This is a genomic window from Streptomyces sp. NPDC048600 (assembly GCF_055587025.1).
In genome coordinates this window covers 44,795-63,341 of record NZ_JBVJGZ010000008.1, presented here as the reverse complement: position 1 = coordinate 63,341, position 18,547 = coordinate 44,795, and the positions used below count along the sequence as shown (strand labels likewise).

General features: G+C 72.0%; 15 protein-coding genes. 7 read left to right on the top strand and 8 right to left on the bottom strand.

What is annotated here, in order from left to right; translation table 11 throughout:
• Positions 1-244: 244 nt before the first annotated feature.
• The 4 genes from ACZ6SQ_RS13290 to ACZ6SQ_RS13275 all read right to left on the bottom strand — a co-directional run bounded on the left by ACZ6SQ_RS13290 (position 245) and on the right by ACZ6SQ_RS13275 (position 6,687).
• A complete protein-coding gene (locus ACZ6SQ_RS13290; protein ID WP_469560397.1) occupies positions 245-2,311 on the bottom strand; it encodes an ATP-binding SpoIIE family protein phosphatase in 2,067 nt (688 codons plus the stop codon).
• A 278-nt stretch (positions 2,312-2,589) separates the two neighbouring features.
• Positions 2,590-3,282 (bottom strand): cytidylyl-2-hydroxypropylphosphonate hydrolase, encoded by a 693-nt coding sequence (gene fomD / locus ACZ6SQ_RS13285; protein WP_469560394.1) that lies wholly within the window; start codon positions 3,280-3,282, stop codon positions 2,590-2,592.
• 82 nt (positions 3,283-3,364) lie between these two features.
• The gene (locus ACZ6SQ_RS13280) at positions 3,365-4,762 is read right to left on the bottom strand and encodes a class II fumarate hydratase (RefSeq protein WP_469560391.1); all 1,398 of its coding nucleotides are present in this window, start codon (positions 4,760-4,762) and stop codon (positions 3,365-3,367) included.
• A 260-nt stretch (positions 4,763-5,022) separates the two neighbouring features.
• Positions 5,023-6,687: a fumarate hydratase gene (locus ACZ6SQ_RS13275; RefSeq protein WP_469560388.1), complete on the bottom strand. Its 1,665-nt coding sequence runs from the start codon at positions 6,685-6,687 to the stop codon at positions 5,023-5,025.
• Positions 6,688-6,832: 145 nt separating this feature from the next.
• On the opposite strand from ACZ6SQ_RS13275, the gene ACZ6SQ_RS13270 reads away from it, so the two are divergent.
• Together ACZ6SQ_RS13270 and ACZ6SQ_RS13265 are read left to right on the top strand one after the other, a co-directional pair.
• Positions 6,833-7,513: a DUF1707 SHOCT-like domain-containing protein gene (locus tag ACZ6SQ_RS13270; protein WP_469560384.1), complete on the top strand. Its 681-nt coding sequence runs from the start codon at positions 6,833-6,835 to the stop codon at positions 7,511-7,513.
• A gap of 114 nt (positions 7,514-7,627) precedes the next feature.
• The gene (locus ACZ6SQ_RS13265; RefSeq protein WP_386383041.1) at positions 7,628-8,005 is read left to right on the top strand and encodes a WhiB family transcriptional regulator; all 378 of its coding nucleotides are present in this window, start codon (positions 7,628-7,630) and stop codon (positions 8,003-8,005) included.
• Between the two features lie 369 nt (positions 8,006-8,374).
• Here the strand turns inward: ACZ6SQ_RS13265 and glpX are convergent, their stop codons facing one another.
• Entirely contained in the window at positions 8,375-9,409 is a 1,035-nt protein-coding gene (gene glpX, locus ACZ6SQ_RS13260; RefSeq protein ID WP_386383044.1) for a class II fructose-bisphosphatase, read from the bottom strand.
• A 128-nt stretch (positions 9,410-9,537) separates the two neighbouring features.
• Here glpX and ACZ6SQ_RS13255 point away from each other — a divergent pair, with 128 nt between their 5' ends.
• The gene (locus ACZ6SQ_RS13255) at positions 9,538-10,062 is read left to right on the top strand and encodes a DUF4245 domain-containing protein (protein ID WP_469560381.1); all 525 of its coding nucleotides are present in this window, start codon (positions 9,538-9,540) and stop codon (positions 10,060-10,062) included.
• 159 nt (positions 10,063-10,221) lie between these two features.
• Here ACZ6SQ_RS13255 and ACZ6SQ_RS13250 read toward each other — a convergent pair whose 3' ends face one another.
• Both ACZ6SQ_RS13250 and xseA read right to left on the bottom strand, forming a co-directional pair.
• Positions 10,222-10,461: an exodeoxyribonuclease VII small subunit gene (locus ACZ6SQ_RS13250; RefSeq protein ID WP_469560378.1), complete on the bottom strand. Its 240-nt coding sequence runs from the start codon at positions 10,459-10,461 to the stop codon at positions 10,222-10,224.
• Positions 10,462-10,511: 50 nt separating this feature from the next.
• Positions 10,512-11,750, bottom strand: coding sequence for an exodeoxyribonuclease VII large subunit (xseA, locus tag ACZ6SQ_RS13245; RefSeq protein ID WP_469560374.1), 1,239 nt, complete (start codon positions 11,748-11,750; stop codon positions 10,512-10,514).
• Positions 11,751-11,949: 199 nt separating this feature from the next.
• On the opposite strand from xseA, the gene ACZ6SQ_RS13240 reads away from it, so the two are divergent.
• Entirely contained in the window at positions 11,950-12,972 is a 1,023-nt protein-coding gene (locus tag ACZ6SQ_RS13240; RefSeq protein WP_386378983.1) for a 4-hydroxy-3-methylbut-2-enyl diphosphate reductase, read from the top strand.
• 29 nt (positions 12,973-13,001) lie between these two features.
• Complete coding sequence (ppgK, locus tag ACZ6SQ_RS13235; RefSeq protein WP_469560371.1) at positions 13,002-13,754, top strand: polyphosphate--glucose phosphotransferase; 753 nt, start codon at positions 13,002-13,004, stop codon at positions 13,752-13,754.
• Positions 13,755-13,784: 30 nt separating this feature from the next.
• Here the strand turns inward: ppgK and ACZ6SQ_RS13230 are convergent, their stop codons facing one another.
• The gene (locus ACZ6SQ_RS13230) at positions 13,785-14,537 is read right to left on the bottom strand and encodes a DUF6542 domain-containing protein (protein WP_469560368.1); all 753 of its coding nucleotides are present in this window, start codon (positions 14,535-14,537) and stop codon (positions 13,785-13,787) included.
• A gap of 207 nt (positions 14,538-14,744) precedes the next feature.
• Between ACZ6SQ_RS13230 and ychF the strand changes: the two genes are divergently transcribed.
• Complete coding sequence (gene ychF, locus ACZ6SQ_RS13225; protein ID WP_386378979.1) at positions 14,745-15,833, top strand: redox-regulated ATPase YchF; 1,089 nt, start codon at positions 14,745-14,747, stop codon at positions 15,831-15,833.
• A 184-nt stretch (positions 15,834-16,017) separates the two neighbouring features.
• A complete protein-coding gene (locus ACZ6SQ_RS13220; RefSeq protein WP_469560364.1) occupies positions 16,018-18,513 on the top strand; it encodes a DUF4132 domain-containing protein in 2,496 nt (831 codons plus the stop codon).
• Positions 18,514-18,547 lie beyond the last annotated feature (34 nt).

Below are 18,547 nucleotides of genomic sequence, written 5' to 3'. Positions count from 1 at the left end.
TCTAGGGGCGCGGGGCTGTGTCTGTGTGCGGCTCCGCCGCGTGGGCGCGACGACTCCTGCTTTTTCGGGGGCGCGCGGCCGTGCCTGTCGGCGATTCCGCCGCGCAGGCGAACGCCCTGCTTTCAGGGGCGCGGGGAACTGCGCAGTCTTCAGGGGCGCGGGGAACTGCGCGACCAGCCACGACCAAGCCGCACCCGACCTCAACACCGCCACCCCACCCGACAACCCCGCCGCGCAGGCACCGTCACAGCAGGTTCAACTCGAACCACACGACCTTCCCCGCACTCAACCGCGTCGCCCCCCACCGCCGGGCAAGCCTGTTGACCAGATACAGCCCCCGACCCCCCTCATCCGTCGCCCGAGCCTGCCGCAGCCGCGGCAACTGAGGCACGTCGTCGACCACCTCGCACCGCAGCACATCGGTGCGCAGCAACCGCAGGGTCACCGGCCGGGAGGCATACCGCACCGCGTTGGTCACGACCTCGCTGACCAGCAACTCCACCGAGTCGCTCAGTTCGTCGAGCTCCCAGCGGCCCAGCGCGCTGCGCGCCAGCCGCCGCGCCCGCCCCGGCGCCGAGTCCTCCGGCTCCAGCAGCCACGACGCCACGTCACTGGGCGCGATCCCGTCGAACCGCGCCGCGAGCAGCGCGATGTCGTCGTCGCGGTCCCCGGGCCCGAGCATGTCGAGCACCTCGTCGCACAGCGCCTCCAGCGGCGGCGGATGGTCCGGCCCGGTCAGCTGCGCGGTCGCGGCCAGCCGCTCCCGCAACTGCTCTATACCGGTCCACACGTCCCGCAGCCGGGACTCCACCAGCCCGTCGGTGTACAGCAGCAGCGTCGCCCCGGCGGGCGCGTCCAGCTCGACCGCCTCGAAGTCGACCCCGCCCACACCGATCGGCGCCCCCGGCGGCACCCGCAGCACCTCGGCCCGGCCGCCCAGATGCAGCAGCACCGGCGGCGGATGCCCGGCGTTGGCGATGGTGATCCGGTGCGTGACCGGGTCGTACACGGCGTACAGACAGGTCGCCATACGGTCCGTGCCCAGCCGCTGCGCCTGCTCGTCGAGATGGTGCAACACCTCCTGCGGCGGCAGATCCAGCCCCGCGAGGGTCTGGGCGGTGGTCCGCAGCTGGCCCATGATCGCCGCGGACGTCATGGAATGCCCCATGACGTCACCGACGACCAGCGCCACCCGCGACCCCGGCAGCGGGATCGCGTCGTACCAGTCGCCGCCCACTCGCGCCGTCTCGGCCGCGGGCAGATAGCGCGACGCCAGCCGCACACCCGTAGGCCGGGGCAGATGCTCCGGCAGCATCGTGCGCTGCAACTCGTCGGCGATGTACGCCTCACGGCCGTACAGCACCGCCTTGTCGATACCGAGCGCGCTGTGCGTGGCGAGCTGCGCCGCGACCAGCAGATCGTCCGTCTCGAACGGGATCCGCTCGGGCCGGCGCAGGAACACGGCCGCCCCGATCACCCGGCGCCGGCCGCGCAGCGGAGCGAGGATCGCCCGGCGGCCGCCGGGCACGATCGACTCGGCCGCGTCACCGAGGAGCTCGGGCAGCGCGGCCCGCGCCGCGGGCGCGTCGGCGAACACCGGCCGTACCCCGCGCAGCACCTCGGCCAGCGCGCCGCCCGGCCGCACCTCGCACAACTCGGACGTGACCGTCGACAGTTCCGCCGGTTCAGGCGTCTGCGGGGCGACGAAACCGCCGTCGGTGTCCCGCTCCTCCGGGATCCGGTCGGTGCGCCGCAGCCGCAGCACGACCGGGCCGGTGGGCCGCTCGTCGCCGACCGGCAGCGGATCGCGCAGATAGACCAGGATCGCGTCCGCGAAGGTCGGCACCGTCGCCCGGCACAGCCCCATCACGATCTCGTCCAGGTCGATGCCCCGGGCGATCCGCCGGGTCGCCGCGCCCACGAAACGCAGCCGGTCCCCGTCCCGCCGCATGGGCGTGGGACGGCTGCCGGGCACGCCCTGGCCGCTGCGCCGCTCCTGCCCGCCCGGGCCGCCGCGCGCGGTGCCCTCCTGGCCGGGCTGGGCCGGGATCGCCTCCGGCGTGGGGCGGGGACGGTGCGTGTCGGTCTCCGCGACGGCCGGCTGGGAGTGCTCGGGGTCGGTGGAGCCGCCCGGGGTCACCGGGGTGCCCTGCGGAGTCTCGCCCGCCCGGGCCTGTGCCGGTAAGGCCGAACCGGGCGTCCGGGCCTGTGCCTGGGTATGCAGGAGCGCCCCGCGCGCATCCGCGGGGTCGACGCCCGCCTGCGGGCGTTCATAGGAGGTGGGGTTCTCCGTCACGCGTATGAAATCCATCCGTCCGGGGCTGCGCGCCGCGCGTGCAGTTCGTCCCGCAGAAATCTCGATACCCGGAATACGTGCCCCAGGAACGGAGTTCCCGCGAGGTCAGGGACTTCTCCTGTGTCACCGACGGACCGGCCGAGGCCCGCACGGGTGGTGTCCTCGTTCCCCTCGCTCACACTGCCGCCCCTCGGTGACATCCGGTCAGACTAGCTGTGCACTCCGGGAGTTGCCTCCATGCGCCCTTGCGGAGGACGATCCTACGTTTCGTGCCCGGGGGCGCATCAAGGGTCTCATGAGGACACGTGCGCGGGCGTACGGTCCCAGTCGTCCGGCAGAGACGGTACCGCCCAGGACGCGTTCGGGCGCCAGTCCTGCCAGCCGTCCGCGAACGGCGGTCCCCAGGCCTCGATCGCCTCCACCGCGGACCGGCCCGCGTCCCGCACCCGTCCGGCCAGGCCCGCGTCCACCAGTCCGTCCCGCTGGGCCTGCGCGAACTCGTCCTCGTCCCGCCAGTGCCAACTGCGGTCCGGGTCCACGACGATGTCCAGAAAATGGTCCTCGGAGTCCACGCCGCCCTCCCAACGGGACAGCGGTTCCTCGAGATTGACGTACCAGTTCTTGAACAGCCAGCCCGGCTCCCAGAACAGCCACACCGACCAGGGCAGGCCGGGCCGGGCCAGCTTCAGCACGCCCGTGCCGAACCAGCGGTCGCGCAGCACCGCGCGCGGCTTGGTGTAGCGCGAGGCGAGCGGCTCCAGGTGCACGGGCGTGCCGTCGGCCAGCACCGGCTTCACACACTCGGTGCCGGGCGCGAGCCACACGGCGAGCAGATCGGCGTCGTCGCGCACGACGGTGACGGGGCGCGCGATGTGGAACCCCGTGCCGCCGTTCTCCCGGTAGCGCCACAGGATCCGGCTCCCGGGCGCCCAGGGGGTCGTCGAACCGTCCGCCGTCTCGCGTCTCATCGCTCCGCCGTCTGCCATGAACAGATATTAGGTGTCACACGGGTACGACGCCCCGGCACTCGGCACGGTTCACACGTCGGTTACCTGTACGCACCACGCGTCAGGGGCGGGTCATCCGCAGCACGTCCAGCGCCTCGTCGAGCTGTTCGAGTGTGAGGTCCCCGCGCTCGACGTACCCGCCCTCCAGCACGACCGTACGGATCGTCGTGCGTTCGGCGAGCGCCCGTTTGGCGACCTTGGCCGCCTCCTCGTAGCCGATGTACTTGTTGAGCGGGGTGACCACGGAGGGCGAGGACTCGGCGTACTCCCGGGCCCGTTCGCGGTCGGCGGTGATGCCGTCGACGGTCCGGTCGGCCAGCAGTCGCGAGACGTTGGCCAGCAGCCGGATCGACTCCAGGACGTTCTTGGCGATGACCGGGAGCATCACGTTCAGCTCGAAGTTCCCGGCGGCACCGGCCGTGGCGACGGTGGTGTCGTTGCCGGTGACCTGCGCGGCGACCATCAGCACCGCCTCCGGGATCACCGGGTTGACCTTGCCGGGCATGATCGAGGAGCCGGGCTGGAGGTCGGGCAGGGCGATCTCGGCGAGGCCGGTGCGCGGCCCCGACGCCATCCACCGCAGATCGTTGGCGATCTTCGTCAGTCCCACCGCGATGGTCCGCAGCTGCCCGCTGGTCTCGACGATCGCGTCTCGCGCGCCCTGCGCCTCGAAGTGGTCGCGCGCCTCCGTCAGCGGCAGCCCCGTGGCGAGCGCGACCTCCTCGATGACGGCCGCGGAGAACCCGGGCGGGGTGTTGATCCCGGTGCCGACGGCCGTACCGCCGAGCGGCAGTTCGGCGAGCCGGGGGAGGGAGGACCGCAGCCGTTCGACGCCGTAGCGCACCTGGGCGGCGTACCCGCCGAACTCCTGGCCCAGCGTCACGGGAGTCGCGTCCATCAGATGCGTACGGCCCGACTTCACCACGTCCGCGAACTCCTCGGCCTTGCGCCCGAGCGCGGCGGCGAGATGGTCCAGCGCGGGGATCAGGTCGCGGGTGACGGCCGCGGTGGCCGCGATGTGGATCGAGGAGGGGAAGACGTCGTTGGACGACTGAGAGGCGTTGACGTGGTCGTTGGGATGCACGGGCCGGCCCAGCCGCTCGCTCGCCAGCGTGGCGACGACCTCGTTGGTGTTCATGTTGGACGACGTCCCCGAGCCCGTCTGGAAGACGTCCACCGGGAAGTGCTCGTCCCAGCGTCCCTCGGCGACCTCCGCGGCCGCCTCCTGCACCGCCCGGGCGATGTCCTGGTCGAGCACCCCCAGCCGGGCGTTGACCTTGGCCGCGGCGCCCTTGATGTGTGCGAGGGCCTCGATGTGCGCCCGCTCGATCCGCTGCCCGGACACCGGGAAGTTCTCGACCGCCCGCTGCGTCTGCGCCCGCCACTTCGCACCCGCGGGCACCCGCACCTCACCCATCGAGTCGTGCTCGACCCGATACCCCTGCTCTCCGTCGGCCACAGCCGATCACCTCCACCAGTCACAGCACCCAGGACGTGACAGGTGTTCCCCGTAAACGGATCTCCGCTCCCCACCCGACCGCTTCGGCCGACGGGCCTTTTCGGGGCCGGCCCCCTGATCGACCGTTTCGGGCGGTGGACGGGTGAAGGCCTGGGGGTCCAGGGGGCGTAGCCCCTGGCGGGGTCGAAGGGGCGGAGCCCCTGGAGACGGGACGGGAAGGGGCGGCGGGGGCGAGAAAAAGGCCCCCGCCCCCACGGACGTCAGCCCAGCCCAGGCCCCCGCACGGGAATCGACGTGAACGTCGGCGCAGGAGCCGGATCCTGGAAGAAGTCGTTCCCCTTGTCGTCGACGACGATGAACGCGGGGAAGTCCTCCACCTCGATCTTCCACACCGCCTCCATACCGAGCTCCTCGTACTCGACGACCTCGACCTTCTTGATGCAGTCCTGCGCGAGCCGCGCCGCGGGCCCCCCGATCGACCCGAGATAGAACCCCCCGTGCGCCCCGCACGCGTCGGTGACCTGCTTGCTCCGGTTCCCCTTCGCGAGCATCACCTTGGACCCCCCGGCAGCCTGGAACTGCTCCACGTAGGAGTCCATCCGCCCGGCGGTCGTGGGACCGAACGACCCCGACGCGTACCCCTCGGGCGTCTTCGCCGGACCGGCGTAGTACACCGGGTGGTCCTTGAGGTACTGCGGCATCCCCTCACCCGCGTCCAGCCGCTCCTTGATCTTCGCGTGCGCGATGTCCCGCGCCACCACGAGCGGCCCGGAGAGCGACAGCCGCGTCTTGACCGGGTACTTGGTCAGCTCCGCGAGGATGTCGTCCATCGGCTGGTTGAGGTCGATACGGACGACGTCGCCCTCCTCGAGGTGCTCGTCCGTCGTGTCCGGCAGGAACCGCGCCGGGTCCGTCTCCAGCTGCTCCAGGAACACACCCTCGGCGGTGATCTTCGCGACGGCCTGGCGGTCGGCGGAGCAGGACACCGCGATGGCGACCGGGCAGGACGCCCCGTGCCGCGGCAGGCGGATCACCCGCACGTCGTGGCAGAAGTACTTGCCGCCGAACTGCGCGCCGATGCCGATCTTCTGGGTGAGCTCGAAGACCTTCTCCTCCAGCTCCTTGTCCCGGAAGCCGTGGCCCAGCTCGGAGCCCTCGGCGGGCGCCTCGTCGAGGTAGTGCGCGGAGGCGTACTTGGCGGTCTTGAGCGCGTACTCCGCGGACGTACCGCCGACCACGATCGCCAGGTGGTACGGCGGGCAGGCGGCCGTGCCGAGCGAACGGATCTTCTCCTCCAGGAACTTCATCATGGAGGCCTCGTTCAGGACGGCCTTCGTCTCCTGGTACAGGAACGACTTGTTGGCGGAGCCGCCGCCCTTGGCCATGAAGAGGAACTTGTAGGCGCCGCCGTCGGTGGCGTACAGCTCGATCTGCGCCGGGAGGTTGGAGCCGGTGTTCTTCTCCTCCCACATGGTGAGCGGAGCCATCTGCGAGTAGCGCAGGTTCAGCCGGGTGTAGGCGTCGTAGATGCCCCGCGACAGGGCCTCCTCGTCGCCGCCCTCGGTGAGCACGTTCTGGCCGCGCTTGCCCATGACGATCGCGGTGCCGGTGTCCTGGCACATCGGGAGCACGCCCGCGGCCGCGATGTTGGCGTTCTTCAGCAGGTCCAGCGCGACGAACTTGTCGTTGGCGGACGCCTCCGGGTCGTCGATGATCCGGCGGAGCTGGGCGAGGTGGGCCGGGCGCAGATAGTGCTGGATGTCGTGGATGGCCTCCTCGGCCAGCTTGCGCAGCGCCTCGGGCTCCACCTTGAGGAACGTCCGCCCGTCGGCCTCGAAGGTGGAGACACCCTCGGACGTCACCAGCCGGTAGGGGGTGGTGTCCTCTCCCAGGGGGAGCAGATCGGTGTACGCGAACTCAGGCATCTCAGCCCATTCCTCACTCTGACGGACGGCCGCCCGCCGACGCTGGCGAGCCTCACCAGCGTAGAACCTGCCGCTGACAGTGAACCTGTGAGGTAAGGCTCAGTTGGGGATGTCGCGATCTATCGTGTTTCGGTACGCTGCTGTCGTGGACCTTCAGAAGCAGACCGCCCCCGCCGCCGAGCTGCGCGCCTCCGACGCGGACCGCGACCGGATCGCCGACATCCTGCGCGAGGCCCTGGCCGAGGGCCGGCTGACCGCCGACGAGCACGCCGAGCGCGTCGAGGGCGCCCTGGCCGCCCGTACGGTCGGCGAGCTGGAGGTCTTCATACGCGATCTGCCCGCGGCCCACGCCCCGCGCCCGTCCGCCCCGTACACCGCGCCCCACCGCCCGACGGCCGGCGCGATCCCGATCGACCCGGACGAGAACGTGGTCGCGGTGTTCGCGAGCGCCGTCCGCAAGGGCCGCTGGCGCGCGGGCCGCCGTATCCACGCGTACGCGATCTTCGGCAGTGTCGAGATCGACCTGAGCGAGGCCCTGTTCGAGTACCAGCAGGTCGTCATCAAGGCGTGGTCGGTCTTCGGCAACGTCGAGGTCCGTGTCCCGGAGAACGTCTCCCTGCGCGGCACCGGTGGTGGTGTGCTCGGCAACTTCGAGGTGGCCCCGCTGGACGCGACCGACCCCGAGGCGCCTGTGGTGTTCGTGGACGGCTGGGCCGTCCTCGGCAACGTGGAGGCGCGCCCTCGCCGGGGGAAGACCGTCGCGGACATCATCGATCGCGTCCAGCACAAGGCCGAAAAGAGTTTGCGCAGACATCTCGGTCATTGACGGTGGTGGACCAGTCGGCTCCGGCGGTTGCCAACTGCCCGCATAGGCACGCGTACAGCGGGTAGACCTTGCTGCATCGTCTCTCGCTCGCGAAGCCGTCGTCAGGAGTAGACCGTGCTGCAAACGCCGCATTCGTCCCGACAGGTAGCTGCCGTTCCGGACCAGCGGATGCCAGCGCGGGACAGGGACCAAGACGCACCCTGGCACACCGAGGCGGTGTGCCGGCGCGACGAGGCCGGCCTGTTCTTCGCCCCCTCCAAGGAGCCCACCGCCGCCCGGCTGTCGCGCGAAGAGGCCGCCAAGCGCGTCTGCGCCCGCTGCCCCGTCATGGTCGAGTGCCGCGAGCACGCCCTGCTCCAGCCCGAGCCCTACGGCGTCTGGGGCGGCCTCACGGCCGCGGAGCGCCGCGTCGTCCTCGCCCGGCGCCGCCGCCGCGACATGGAACTCAAGAAGGCCACCAGGGCAGCCGCCCGCATAGCCCAGGCCGGCTGACCCCACCCCACCCGCACAAGAAGGGGCGCCCCCTCCGCACAGGGGACGCCCCTCCCACCACCGCCTCCCAGGGGGCGCGGGGAACTGCGCAATCCACTCCACGCAGCTCCCGCAACGCCACGGCGCGGGCCAACGCCCTCCAAGGGGCGCGGGGAACTGCGCGAGCACCCCCCCACAACCCGCACCCGCCCACAACGGGCAGGCGTTTCAGGGGCGCGGGGAACTGCGCAAACCACTCCGCCCGGCTCTCACAACGCCACGGCGCGGGCCAACGCCCTCTCAAGGGGCGCGGGGAACTGCGCGAACAACCCCCACCACCCGCACCCGCCCACACCGGGCAAGAGCTACGGCGTCACAGCCGCACCGCGGTCACTTGGCCCGGTCGAAGTCGATCGCGCTATAGGCCCGCAGCTTGCTCAAACGATGCTCGGAGTCGATCCGCCGAACCGTCCCGGACTTCGACCGCATCACGATCGAGTCGGTCGTCGCGGTCTCCGACCGGTACCGCACACCCCGCAGCAACTCACCGTCGGTGATCCCCGTGGCCACGAAGAACACGTTCTCCCCGGTCACCAGATCCTCCGTGGTCAGCACCCGGTCGAGATCGTGCCCGGCGTCGATCGCCCGCTGCCGCTCCTCGTCGTCCTTGGGCCACAGCTTCCCCTGGATCGTGCCGCCCAGACACTTCACCGCACAGGCGGAGATGATGCCCTCCGGCGTGCCGCCGATGCCGAGCAGCATGTCCACGCCCGTGCCCTCGCGCAGCGCGAGGATGGAGCCGGCCACGTCACCGTCGGAGATCAGCTTGATCCGCGCACCGGTCTCCCGGATCTCGTTGATGATCCCCTCGTGGCGGGGCCGGTCGAGGATGACGACGGTCACATCCTCCGGCGCGGACCGCTTCGCCTTGGCGACCCGGCGGATGTTCACCGACACGGGCGCGTTGATGTCGACGAAGTCGGCGGCCTCGGGGCCGGTGACCAGCTTGTCCATGTAGAACACGGCGGACGGGTCGAACATCGCCCCGCGCTCGGTGGCGGCGAGGACGGCGATCGCGTTGGGCATGCCCTTGGCGGTCAGCGTGGTCCCGTCGATCGGGTCGACGGCGATGTCGACCTCGGGGCCCGTGCCGTCACCGACGCGCTCGCCGTTGAAGAGCATCGGCGCCTCGTCCTTCTCGCCCTCGCCGATGACGACCACGCCGTTCATCGACACGGTCGAGACGAGGGTGCGCATGGCGCGCACCGCGGCACCGTCGGCGCCGTTCTTGTCGCCGCGTCCCACCCAGCGGCCGGCGGCCATCGCGGCGGCCTCGGTCACCCGGACCAGCTCCAGGGCGAGGTTGCGATCGGGGGCTTCGGAGGGAACGTCCAGCTCGGACGGCAATTGATGATGCTCGGTCATCGGAGCGCACCTTTCTGATACGACGACGGCCGGATGAGGGTTCTGGACGACGACTCTATCGCCAGGACGACAAACTGAGCAGGGGGCCCCACGGATGAGCGCCAGGGCCACCTGCGAACATAGGGGGCGTGGCAGGCACCTACGGCAAGCAGAAGTCGGCCCGGGACATGATCCTTTCCCTGGGCCTCATCGTCCTCGCGGCGTTGTTCGTCTACATGTTCATCCCGAACGACGACGGCGAACCCGACATCAAGCGCGTCGACTACCGGGTGGAACTGCTGACGGCCCGCCGCGCGGCCCCGTACGGCGTGGCGGCCCCCGAGGGCCTGCCGAACGCCTGGAAGGCGACCTCCGTGCGCTTCCAGGGCACCGAGTCCGACGCCTGGCACCTGGGCTTCCAGGACCCCGACGGCGAGTACGTTGCGGTCGAGCAGTCCACCGCGCGGCCGGTCGTGTTCATCGAGGAGGCCAGCCAGGGCGCCAAGGAGACGGCGACCACCGAGCAGATCGACGGCCGTACCTGGACCCGCTACACCGGCGGCCGCTACGACGCGCTGGTCCTGCGGGGCGAGGACGGCGCCACGACGCTGGTGACCGGCACGGCCTCCTTCGACCGCCTGAAGGAGATGGCCCAGGCCCTGAAGCTGGCCTGAGCGCCCCCCACGGACGACGTGGCAAAGGCCCCCGGAACCACGCCGGGGGCCTTTCTCACGCGCCCCCACACCCTCCGGACCCGCGTACGCGTCCGCGCACCCCTCAGGGACGGGCACCCGGCGCGAGAAAGCCCAAGTGGCGACCAGCGCGAGGGCGCCCTACTCCTCGTCCCCCGCCGCATCCCCGTCCGCCGCGTCCTCCGCAGCCAGCGCCGCGTCCAGCCGCGCCCGCGCGCCCTCCAGCCAGCGCCGGCACACCTTCGCGAGTTCCTCGCCGCGCTCCCACAGCGCCAGGGACTCCTCCAGCGTCGTACCGCCCGCCTCCAGCCGGCGTACGACCTCGATCAGCTCGTCGCGCGCCTGCTCGTACCCGAGCGCCTCATCCACCTTGCCGGTCATCCGCCCACCCTAGACATCATCGCCACGTCCTCCGGGACCTCGCGCACCCGTCAGACCTCTTCGCTTCCCTCGACACGCACGGGTTCCTCGACCCGTACGGAGAACTCGCCCTCGGCCACCCGCGCGCGCAGCGCCTCACCGGCCGTGACCTCGCCCGCGGCGCGGACCGCGTGACCGTCGGCCCGCTGGAGCACGGCGTACCCGCGCTTGAGCGTCGCGGCGGGGGAGAGCGCCACCACGCGCGCGTGGGTGTGCGTCAGCTCCGAGTCGGCGCGGTCCAGCAGATGCCCGAGGCAGCGCCGGGACCGCTCGGACAGCGACGCCACCTGCGCGGTCCGCTCGTCGACCATGCGGTGCGGGTCCTCTATCGAGGGCCGGGCCAGCGCGTGGGCGAGCCCGCGCTCCTCGCGCGAGAGGTAGGCCTCCACACAGCGCCGCGCCCGGTCGCGCAGCTGCCGCACCCGCTCCAGCTCCTCGCCGACGTCCGGCACGACCTTCTTGGCCGCGTCGGTGGGCGTGGAGGCCCGCAGGTCGGCGACGTGGTCCAGCAGCGGATTGTCCGGCTCGTGGCCGATCGCGGACACCACCGGCGTACGGCACTCCGCGACCGCCCGCACGAGCTGCTCGTCGGAGAACGGCAGCAGGTCCTCCACGCTGCCGCCGCCGCGCGCGACGATGATCACGTCGACCTCGTCGAGCGCGTCGAGCTCCTTGACGGCCTGCACGACCTGCGGCACCGCGTGCACGCCCTGCACGGGGACGTTGCGCACCTCGAAGCGCACGGCGGGCCAGCGGTGCCGGGCGTTCTCCAGCACGTCCCGCTCGGCGGCCGAGGCCCGCCCGCAGACGAGGCCGATCAGCTGCGGAAGGAACGGCAGCGGCTTCTTGCGCTCCGGCGCGAACAGTCCCTCGCCCGCGAGCGCCTTCTTCAGCTGCTCCAGCCGCGCGAGCAGCTCGCCGACCCCCACGGGCCGGATCTCGGCGGCCCGCAGGGAGAGCTGCCCCCTGGGGGCGTACCACTCGGGCTTGGCCAGGACGACGACCCGGGCGCCCTCGCCGACCACGTCCGCGACCGCGTCGAACACCTGGCGGTAGCAGGTGACGCTCACCGAGATGTCGTACGACGGGTCGCGCAGGGTCATGAACACCACCCCGGCGCCGGGCCGCCGGGACAGCTGTGTGATCTGCCCCTCGACCCACACGGCGCCGAGCCGGTCGATCCATCCCCCGATGAGCCGCGAGACCTCACCGACGGGCAGCGCGGACTCGGGACTCGTGTTCACAGCCATGCCGCGAGCGTAACGGCCGCCACCGACAATCCGGTCGCGGACGAAGGGGCCTTCACCGTCGATCCGGCCGCGGGCGACCGGCGTCCCGCCGCCCGGCCGCCGCCCACACGTCCCCCGCCTGTCGCCCGCACGTCCCCCGCCCGTCCCGCGGCACCGCCCACGGGGAGGCTGATCCAGGCCGTCCGGACGCGGCCTTACGATGGGACGCATGACTGCTTCGTCTGGCCGCCGTGTCCTGCTCGCCGCCCCCCGTGGCTACTGCGCGGGTGTGGACCGCGCCGTGATCGCCGTCGAGAAAGCCCTGGAGCAGTACGGGGCTCCGGTGTACGTCCGGCACGAGATCGTCCACAACAAGTACGTCGTGCAGACCCTGGAGAAGAAGGGCGCGATCTTCGTCGAGCAGACGGAGGAGGTGCCGCCGGGCAACATCGTGATGTTCTCCGCGCACGGCGTCGCCCCCGTCGTCCACGAGGAGGCCGAGCGCGGCAGCCTCGCCACCATCGACGCCACCTGCCCGCTGGTCACCAAGGTCCACAAGGAAGCCGTCCGCTTCGCCGACGAGGACTACGACATCCTGCTGATCGGGCACGAGGGCCACGAGGAGGTCATCGGCACCTCCGGCGAGGCCCCCGACCACATCCAGCTCGTCGACGGCCCGGGCGACGTGGCCAAGGTCGAGGTCCGCGACCCGTCCAGGGTCGTCTGGCTCTCCCAGACCACGCTCTCGGTCGACGAGACGATGGAGACGGTCGACGCGCTGAAGGACAAGTTCCCGCAGCTGATCTCCCCGCCGAGCGACGACATCTGCTACGCCACGCAGAACCGCCAGCTCGCCGTGAAGCAGATGGGCGCCGAGGCCGAGCTGGTCATCGTGGTGGGCTCGCGCAACTCCTCCAACTCCAAGCGTCTGGTCGAGGTCGCCAAGCTCGCCGGCTCCCGCGACGCCTATCTCGTCGACTTCGCCCACGAGATCGACGAGGCCTGGCTGGAGGGCGTCTCCACGGTCGGTGTCACCTCGGGCGCGTCGGTGCCGGAGGTGCTCGTCGAGGAGGTCCTGGAGTGGCTCGCGGGCCGCGGTTACGCGGACGTCGAGCTGGTCAAGGCCGCCGAGGAGTCCATCACCTTCTCGCTGCCGAAGGAACTGCGCCGGGACCTGCGCGCGGAGGCGGCCGCCCTGGTCGCCCAGCGGGGCGGCAGCGGCGCGGACCCCGCCGGGGAGTGACTGTCAGTCGTCCGTCGTAACGTAGAGCCATGCAGATCTTCGGTGTGGACATCGGCGGTTCCGGCATCAAGGGTGCCCCTGTGGACCTGGGCAGGGGTGACCTCGCCCAGGAGCGCCACAAGGTGCTCACTCCTCAGCCGTCGACCCCGGACGCGGTGGCCGACGGTGTGAAGGAGGTCGTCGAGCACTACGGCTGGACGGGCCCGATCGGCGTCACGTTCCCCGGTGTCGTGACGAACGGCTCGACGATCCGCACCGCGGCCAACGTCGACAAGGCCTGGATCGACACCGACGCGCGCGCTCTGCTGGGCGAGCGCCTCGGCGGCCTCCCGGTCACCGTGGTCAACGACGCGGACGCTGCAGGTGTCGCCGAGATGCACTTCGGCGCCGGCCGCGACCGCAAGGGCACGGTCCTGCTCCTCACCTTCGGCACCGGCATCGGCAGCGCCCTGTTCATCGACGGCATCCTCGTCCCCAACTCCGAGCTGGGCCATCTCGAACTGGGCGGCCACGACGCGGAGAAGCGCGCCTCCAGCAAGGCCAAGGAGGACGGCGACCTCACCTGGGAGCACTGGGCCCGCCGTGTCTCGAAGTACCTCGCCCATGTCGAGATGCTCTTCTCCCCGGAGCTGTTCATCATCGGCGGCGGCGTCAGCCGCAAGTCGGGGAAGTTCCTCCACCTGATCGAGGGGATCAAGGCGGAGATCGTCCCGGCGCAGCTCCAGAACAACGCGGGGATCGTCGGGGCGGCGATGAGAGCGGTGGAGACGGGCGAGGCGTAGACCCGCGGGCGCCCGGGGCCCCGCACTCGGCTACGCGCCCGTGGACGGGCGGGGCCTCGCCGCGGCGCGGCGCCGGTGGACGAGGCGGAGCCGACGGGCGATCACGACGAGGCCGGCGACGAGGGTCCCGCCGTAGAGCCATCCGGCCTCGGTGGCGAGCGCGGTGAACAGGTTCATCAGCCGCCCCCCGACGCCCTCGCCGCCCGCGATCGGCAGCAGGCCGACGGTGAACGCGATCGGGACGACGACCGGACCGGTCACCAGATCCCCCCGCCGTACCCAGGCCGCCGTCAGCAGGCACACCGGCAGGAACAGCACGCCGTAGACGGTCAGGGACGAGCCGAACAGGAGCGCGTCCAGCAAGGCGAGCAGAAGCATCACGGCGGAGCAGAACAGCCCGCCGCCGAGCCCGGTCAGGCGGGGGTCGGGCAGCCGCCGCAGGCCCGCGGCGGCCCGGGCGGTGGGCCGCCGGGTGCGGGCGGGCCGGTTGCGCGGGTCCCCGGCGGAGCCGTCACGGCCGGCGGAGGCGGGGCGTGAACCGCCGCGGGAGGGGCGGGAGCCTTCGCGGAGCCGGCCCTCGCCCTGGGCCTGGCGGGGCGGACGGGCGCCGTCCTGGGCGGGGTGTGGACCGGCGGCCGCCGGGCGCCCCTGGCGCGGTGTCGACCGGGCGGCGCCGGGCCGGGCCTGGCGGTCGCCCGGATCGCCGGAACCGGCCTGGGGCGGCAGCGGGGGCTTGCCGCGGCGCGGTCCGGACCGGTCTTGGCGAGTCCTGTATTGCTCCACTGGACCAACTTAGGTCGTTTTATGTGTCGAACGGCCCTTCAGACACGCCGGGGGAACGAGCTTGGCCAAGCGTTCGACGGATCGCCGGGGGCCCGGCCGGTACCCCGTAAACTGGTGGATCGGCCAGCCTCTCCTCTGGCCCCGGCCCGAAGGCCGTATGGCCCCGAAGGCGCCCCCTGGCCCCTCTCACGTACGGGAAGACGCAACGTGTCGCTCACGATCGGAATCGTCGGTCTGCCGAATGTCGGCAAGTCGACCCTGTTCAACGCCCTGACCAAGAACGACGTGCTGGCGGCCAACTACCCGTTCGCCACGATCGAGCCGAACGTCGGCGTGGTCGGCGTCCCCGACGCCCGCCTGGCCAAGCTGGCGGAGATCTTCGGCTCGGAGCGCATCCTCCCGGCGACGGTCGACTTCGTCGACATCGCGGGCATCGTGCGCGGTGCCTCCGAGGGCGAGGGCCTGGGCAACAAGTTCCTGGCGAACATCCGCGAGTCCGACGCGATCTGCCAGGTCATCCGCGCGTTCAAGGACGAGAACGTCGTCCACGTCGACGGCAAGGTCTCGCCGAAGGACGACATCGAGACCATCAACACCGAGCTGATCCTCGCGGACCTCCAGACGATCGAGAAGGTCCTGCCCCGCCTCCAGAAGGAGTCGCGGATCAAGAAGGACGTGGCCCCGAAGGTCAAGGCCGTCGAGGAGGCCAAGGAGATCCTGGAGAAGGGCGACACCCTCTTCTCCCAGGGCATCCTCCAGGGCACCGAGCGCGCGGAGCTCCTCCACGACCTGCACCTGCTCACCACGAAGCCGTTCCTCTACGTCTTCAACGTCGACGAGGACGAGCTGACCGACGACTCCTTCAAGGACGAGCAGCGCGCCCTGGTCGCCCCCGCCGAGGCGATCTTCCTGAACGCCAAGCTGGAGGCCGACCTCGCCGAGCTGGACGAGGAGGACGCCATGGAGCTCCTGGAGTCGGTGGGCGCCGAGGAGCCGGGCCTGGCCACCCTCGCCCGCGTCGGCTTCAACACCCTGGGCCTCCAGACGTACCTCACGGCCGGTCCCAAGGAGTCCCGCGCCTGGACCATCAAGAAGGGCGCCACCGCCCCCGAGGCCGCCGGTGTCATCCACACCGACTTCCAGAAGGGCTTCATCAAGGCGGAGGTCATCTCCTTCGCCGACCTGGTCGAAACCGGCTCCGTAGCCGAGGCCCGCGCCAAGGGCAAGGCCCGCATGGAGGGCAAGGACTACGTCATGCAGGACGGGGATGTCGTGGAGTTCCGCTTCAACGTCTGACACCTCCCGCGAAAGGCCGTCCGACCCGCCCCCGAGCGGACCGGACGGCCTTCGTCGTCCACGGGGCCCGCAGCGAGCCGGACGAGTCCCGGCAGCCGCCTCCCCGACGCGCCGGGCCCGGCCGCCCCTCTGACCGAACGCTCGCCCGGCACCCGTTGTCAGTGCCCCCTGTCATCATCCCGCCATGTTCTTCGACGACTTGGTGGCCGACTCCCGGCGGGACGACGGGCTGGACGGGGTTCGGGGGGCCGCGCTGCGGCGGGGGCGGGTGCTGGTCGAGCTGGTGGCGCGGGAGCAGGCGGCGTACCGGGCGCTGCTGGTGGACTGGCACGGGCGGGCCGAGCACGAGGCGGCGCTCGCGCGGGTCAAGGGCGAGATCGGCCGGTGGCTCACGGGCGCCCTGGACGAGGACGGCCGGGCCGCGGCCGTGTGCCTGATGCTGGCGGCGAGCTACGACGCCGACGGACTCTGGGACCACGACGCCGAGATCGACGCTCTGATGAGGCGGCTGGACGGCTGGAGCGGCGAGGAGGCCGCGGTGCTGGTGCTGCGCGCCTGCGAGTACGACATGGACCACTGGTTCGCCCGAGGGCTGTCGGCCGCGCTCAGAGCCGTCGAGCGGCTGGACGAGGACGGCCTCGAGGCGGTCTCCCCCTGGCTGCGGCATGCGCAGGCGCAGCTCGCCCGGGGCCACGTCGGCGCGCGTGAACGCCGGTCGCTCACCAAGCGCCTGACCGCCCTGCTCGGAGCGGTCGGCGAGGCGGTCGTGCCCGTGGGGCTGATCCCCGCGCAGGCCTCCTGGGCCGCGCCCCTGCGGGAGCGGGCCGAGACCGCGCCGAGCGCGGAACTGGCCCGGCTCGTGCAGCACCTGGCCGCGCTCTCCGGCCCCCGGCCCACCCAGCGCTGGCGGCGCACCTGCCTGGAGGCCGTCGACGCGGCGGCCGCGCGCGAGGTCGTGGCCGGCATGCTGGAGGCGCTGGCCGAGGGCGACGCGCTGTGCAGCCGGGCGGCCGGGGCGGGAACCGCCTGGATCGGCGACGGGTACCACTACCACTATCTGGCCCACGACAAGGACACCGATCTGGCGCGCGGTGCCGTGTGGGCGGCCGCGCTCACCGAGACCCCCGCCACCGTCCGGCTGCTCGGCGCGCTCGCGCTGCGCGTCGGCGGCCCCGGCTCCGGGGTGCGGGAGGATCTCAAGCTCGCGGGCGCCGCGATCAACGCGCTCGCCGAGGTCGGGGACCCTGCCGCGCTGGAGGAACTGTGGCGGCTGGGCACCCGGATCAGGCACCGGGCCCTGCGCAAGCAGCTCGACACCGCGGTGGTCACGGCCGCAGGACGGCAGGGCGTCACCCCCGAGCAGCTGGTCGAGCGCAGCGTGCCCAGGCACGGCCTGGCCGCCGACGGCTCCCTCGAACACGACCTGGGCGGACACCGCGTACGCCTGGCGGTAGAGGACGCCGGGACGGTACGGCTCACCTTCACCCACCCCGACGGCCGGACCTCCCGCACCGCACCGGCCGCGCTCAAGGACGGCCACCCGGAGGAGCTCGCCGGCGTCAGAGCGCTGGCCAAGGCGGTGCGCTCCACGCTGTCGGGCGAACGTGCCCGGGTGGAGGCGCTGATGTCCGCGGGGCGCGAGTGGCCGTACGACGAGTGGTGCGCGCACTACCGGGACCATCCGGTCACGGGGGTGCTCGTGCGCGGGCTGATCCTGGAGTACCGCGACGCGGAGGGCGGCTGGCAGGCCCTCGCGCCGGGGGCCGTACCGCCGGGCGAGCCGGAGCGGGTGCGGCTGTGGCATCCGGTCCGGGCCTCGGTGGAGGAGATCGGCCGGTGGCGGGAGCGGATGGTCGCCGACCGTCTGCGCCAGCCGTTCAAGCAGGCCTTCCGCGAGATCTATCTGCTCACACCCGCCGAGGAACGGACCCGCGTCTATTCCAACCGGTACGCGGCGCACATGGTGCACTACCAGCGGCTGTACGCCCTGTTCAAGGAGCGCGGCTGGCAGTCCAACTACCTCGGCTCCTACGACGGCGGCTACGACGGCCGGGCGCGCGGGGAGTTCGGCGACGGCCGGTGGCGGGCGTGCTTCCACCACGAGCCCGTGCCCGGCGACAACGGCCACTATTCGCCGGACGTCGCGGCGACCGACCAGGTCCGGTTCGAGCGCCGCGCCGGGCGCCGCTGGCAGGAGGTACCGCTGTCGGAGGTCCCGCCCCTGGTGTTCAGCGAGGCCATGCGCGACGTGGACCTCTTCGTCGCGGTCACGTCCATAGCCGCCGACCCCGACTGGACCGACCGCGGTCCGCGGCGCGCGTACTGGGAGCGGGCCGGTTTCGCCGAGCTGACCGGCAGCGCCGAGTCCCGCCGCGACGCGCTGTCGCGCATCCTGCCCCGGCTGAGGATCGCCGACCGCTGCACCCTGGACGGCCGCTTCCTGGTCGTCCGCGGGGACCTGCGCACCTACCGCATCCACCTGGGCTCGGCGAACATCCTGATGGAGCCGGACGACTCGTACCTGTGCATCGTGCCCGGCGGCCGGACCGCCACGGGCAAGGTCTTCCTGCCCTTCGAGGACGACCGCCTGTCGCTGATCCTGAGCAAGGCCTTCCTGCTGGCCGCCGACAGGACGATCACCGACGAGACGATCCTGCGGCAGATCGGACGCGCGGCCTGACCGGCGTGGAGGGGCGGCCCTCCACGGTGTCGCA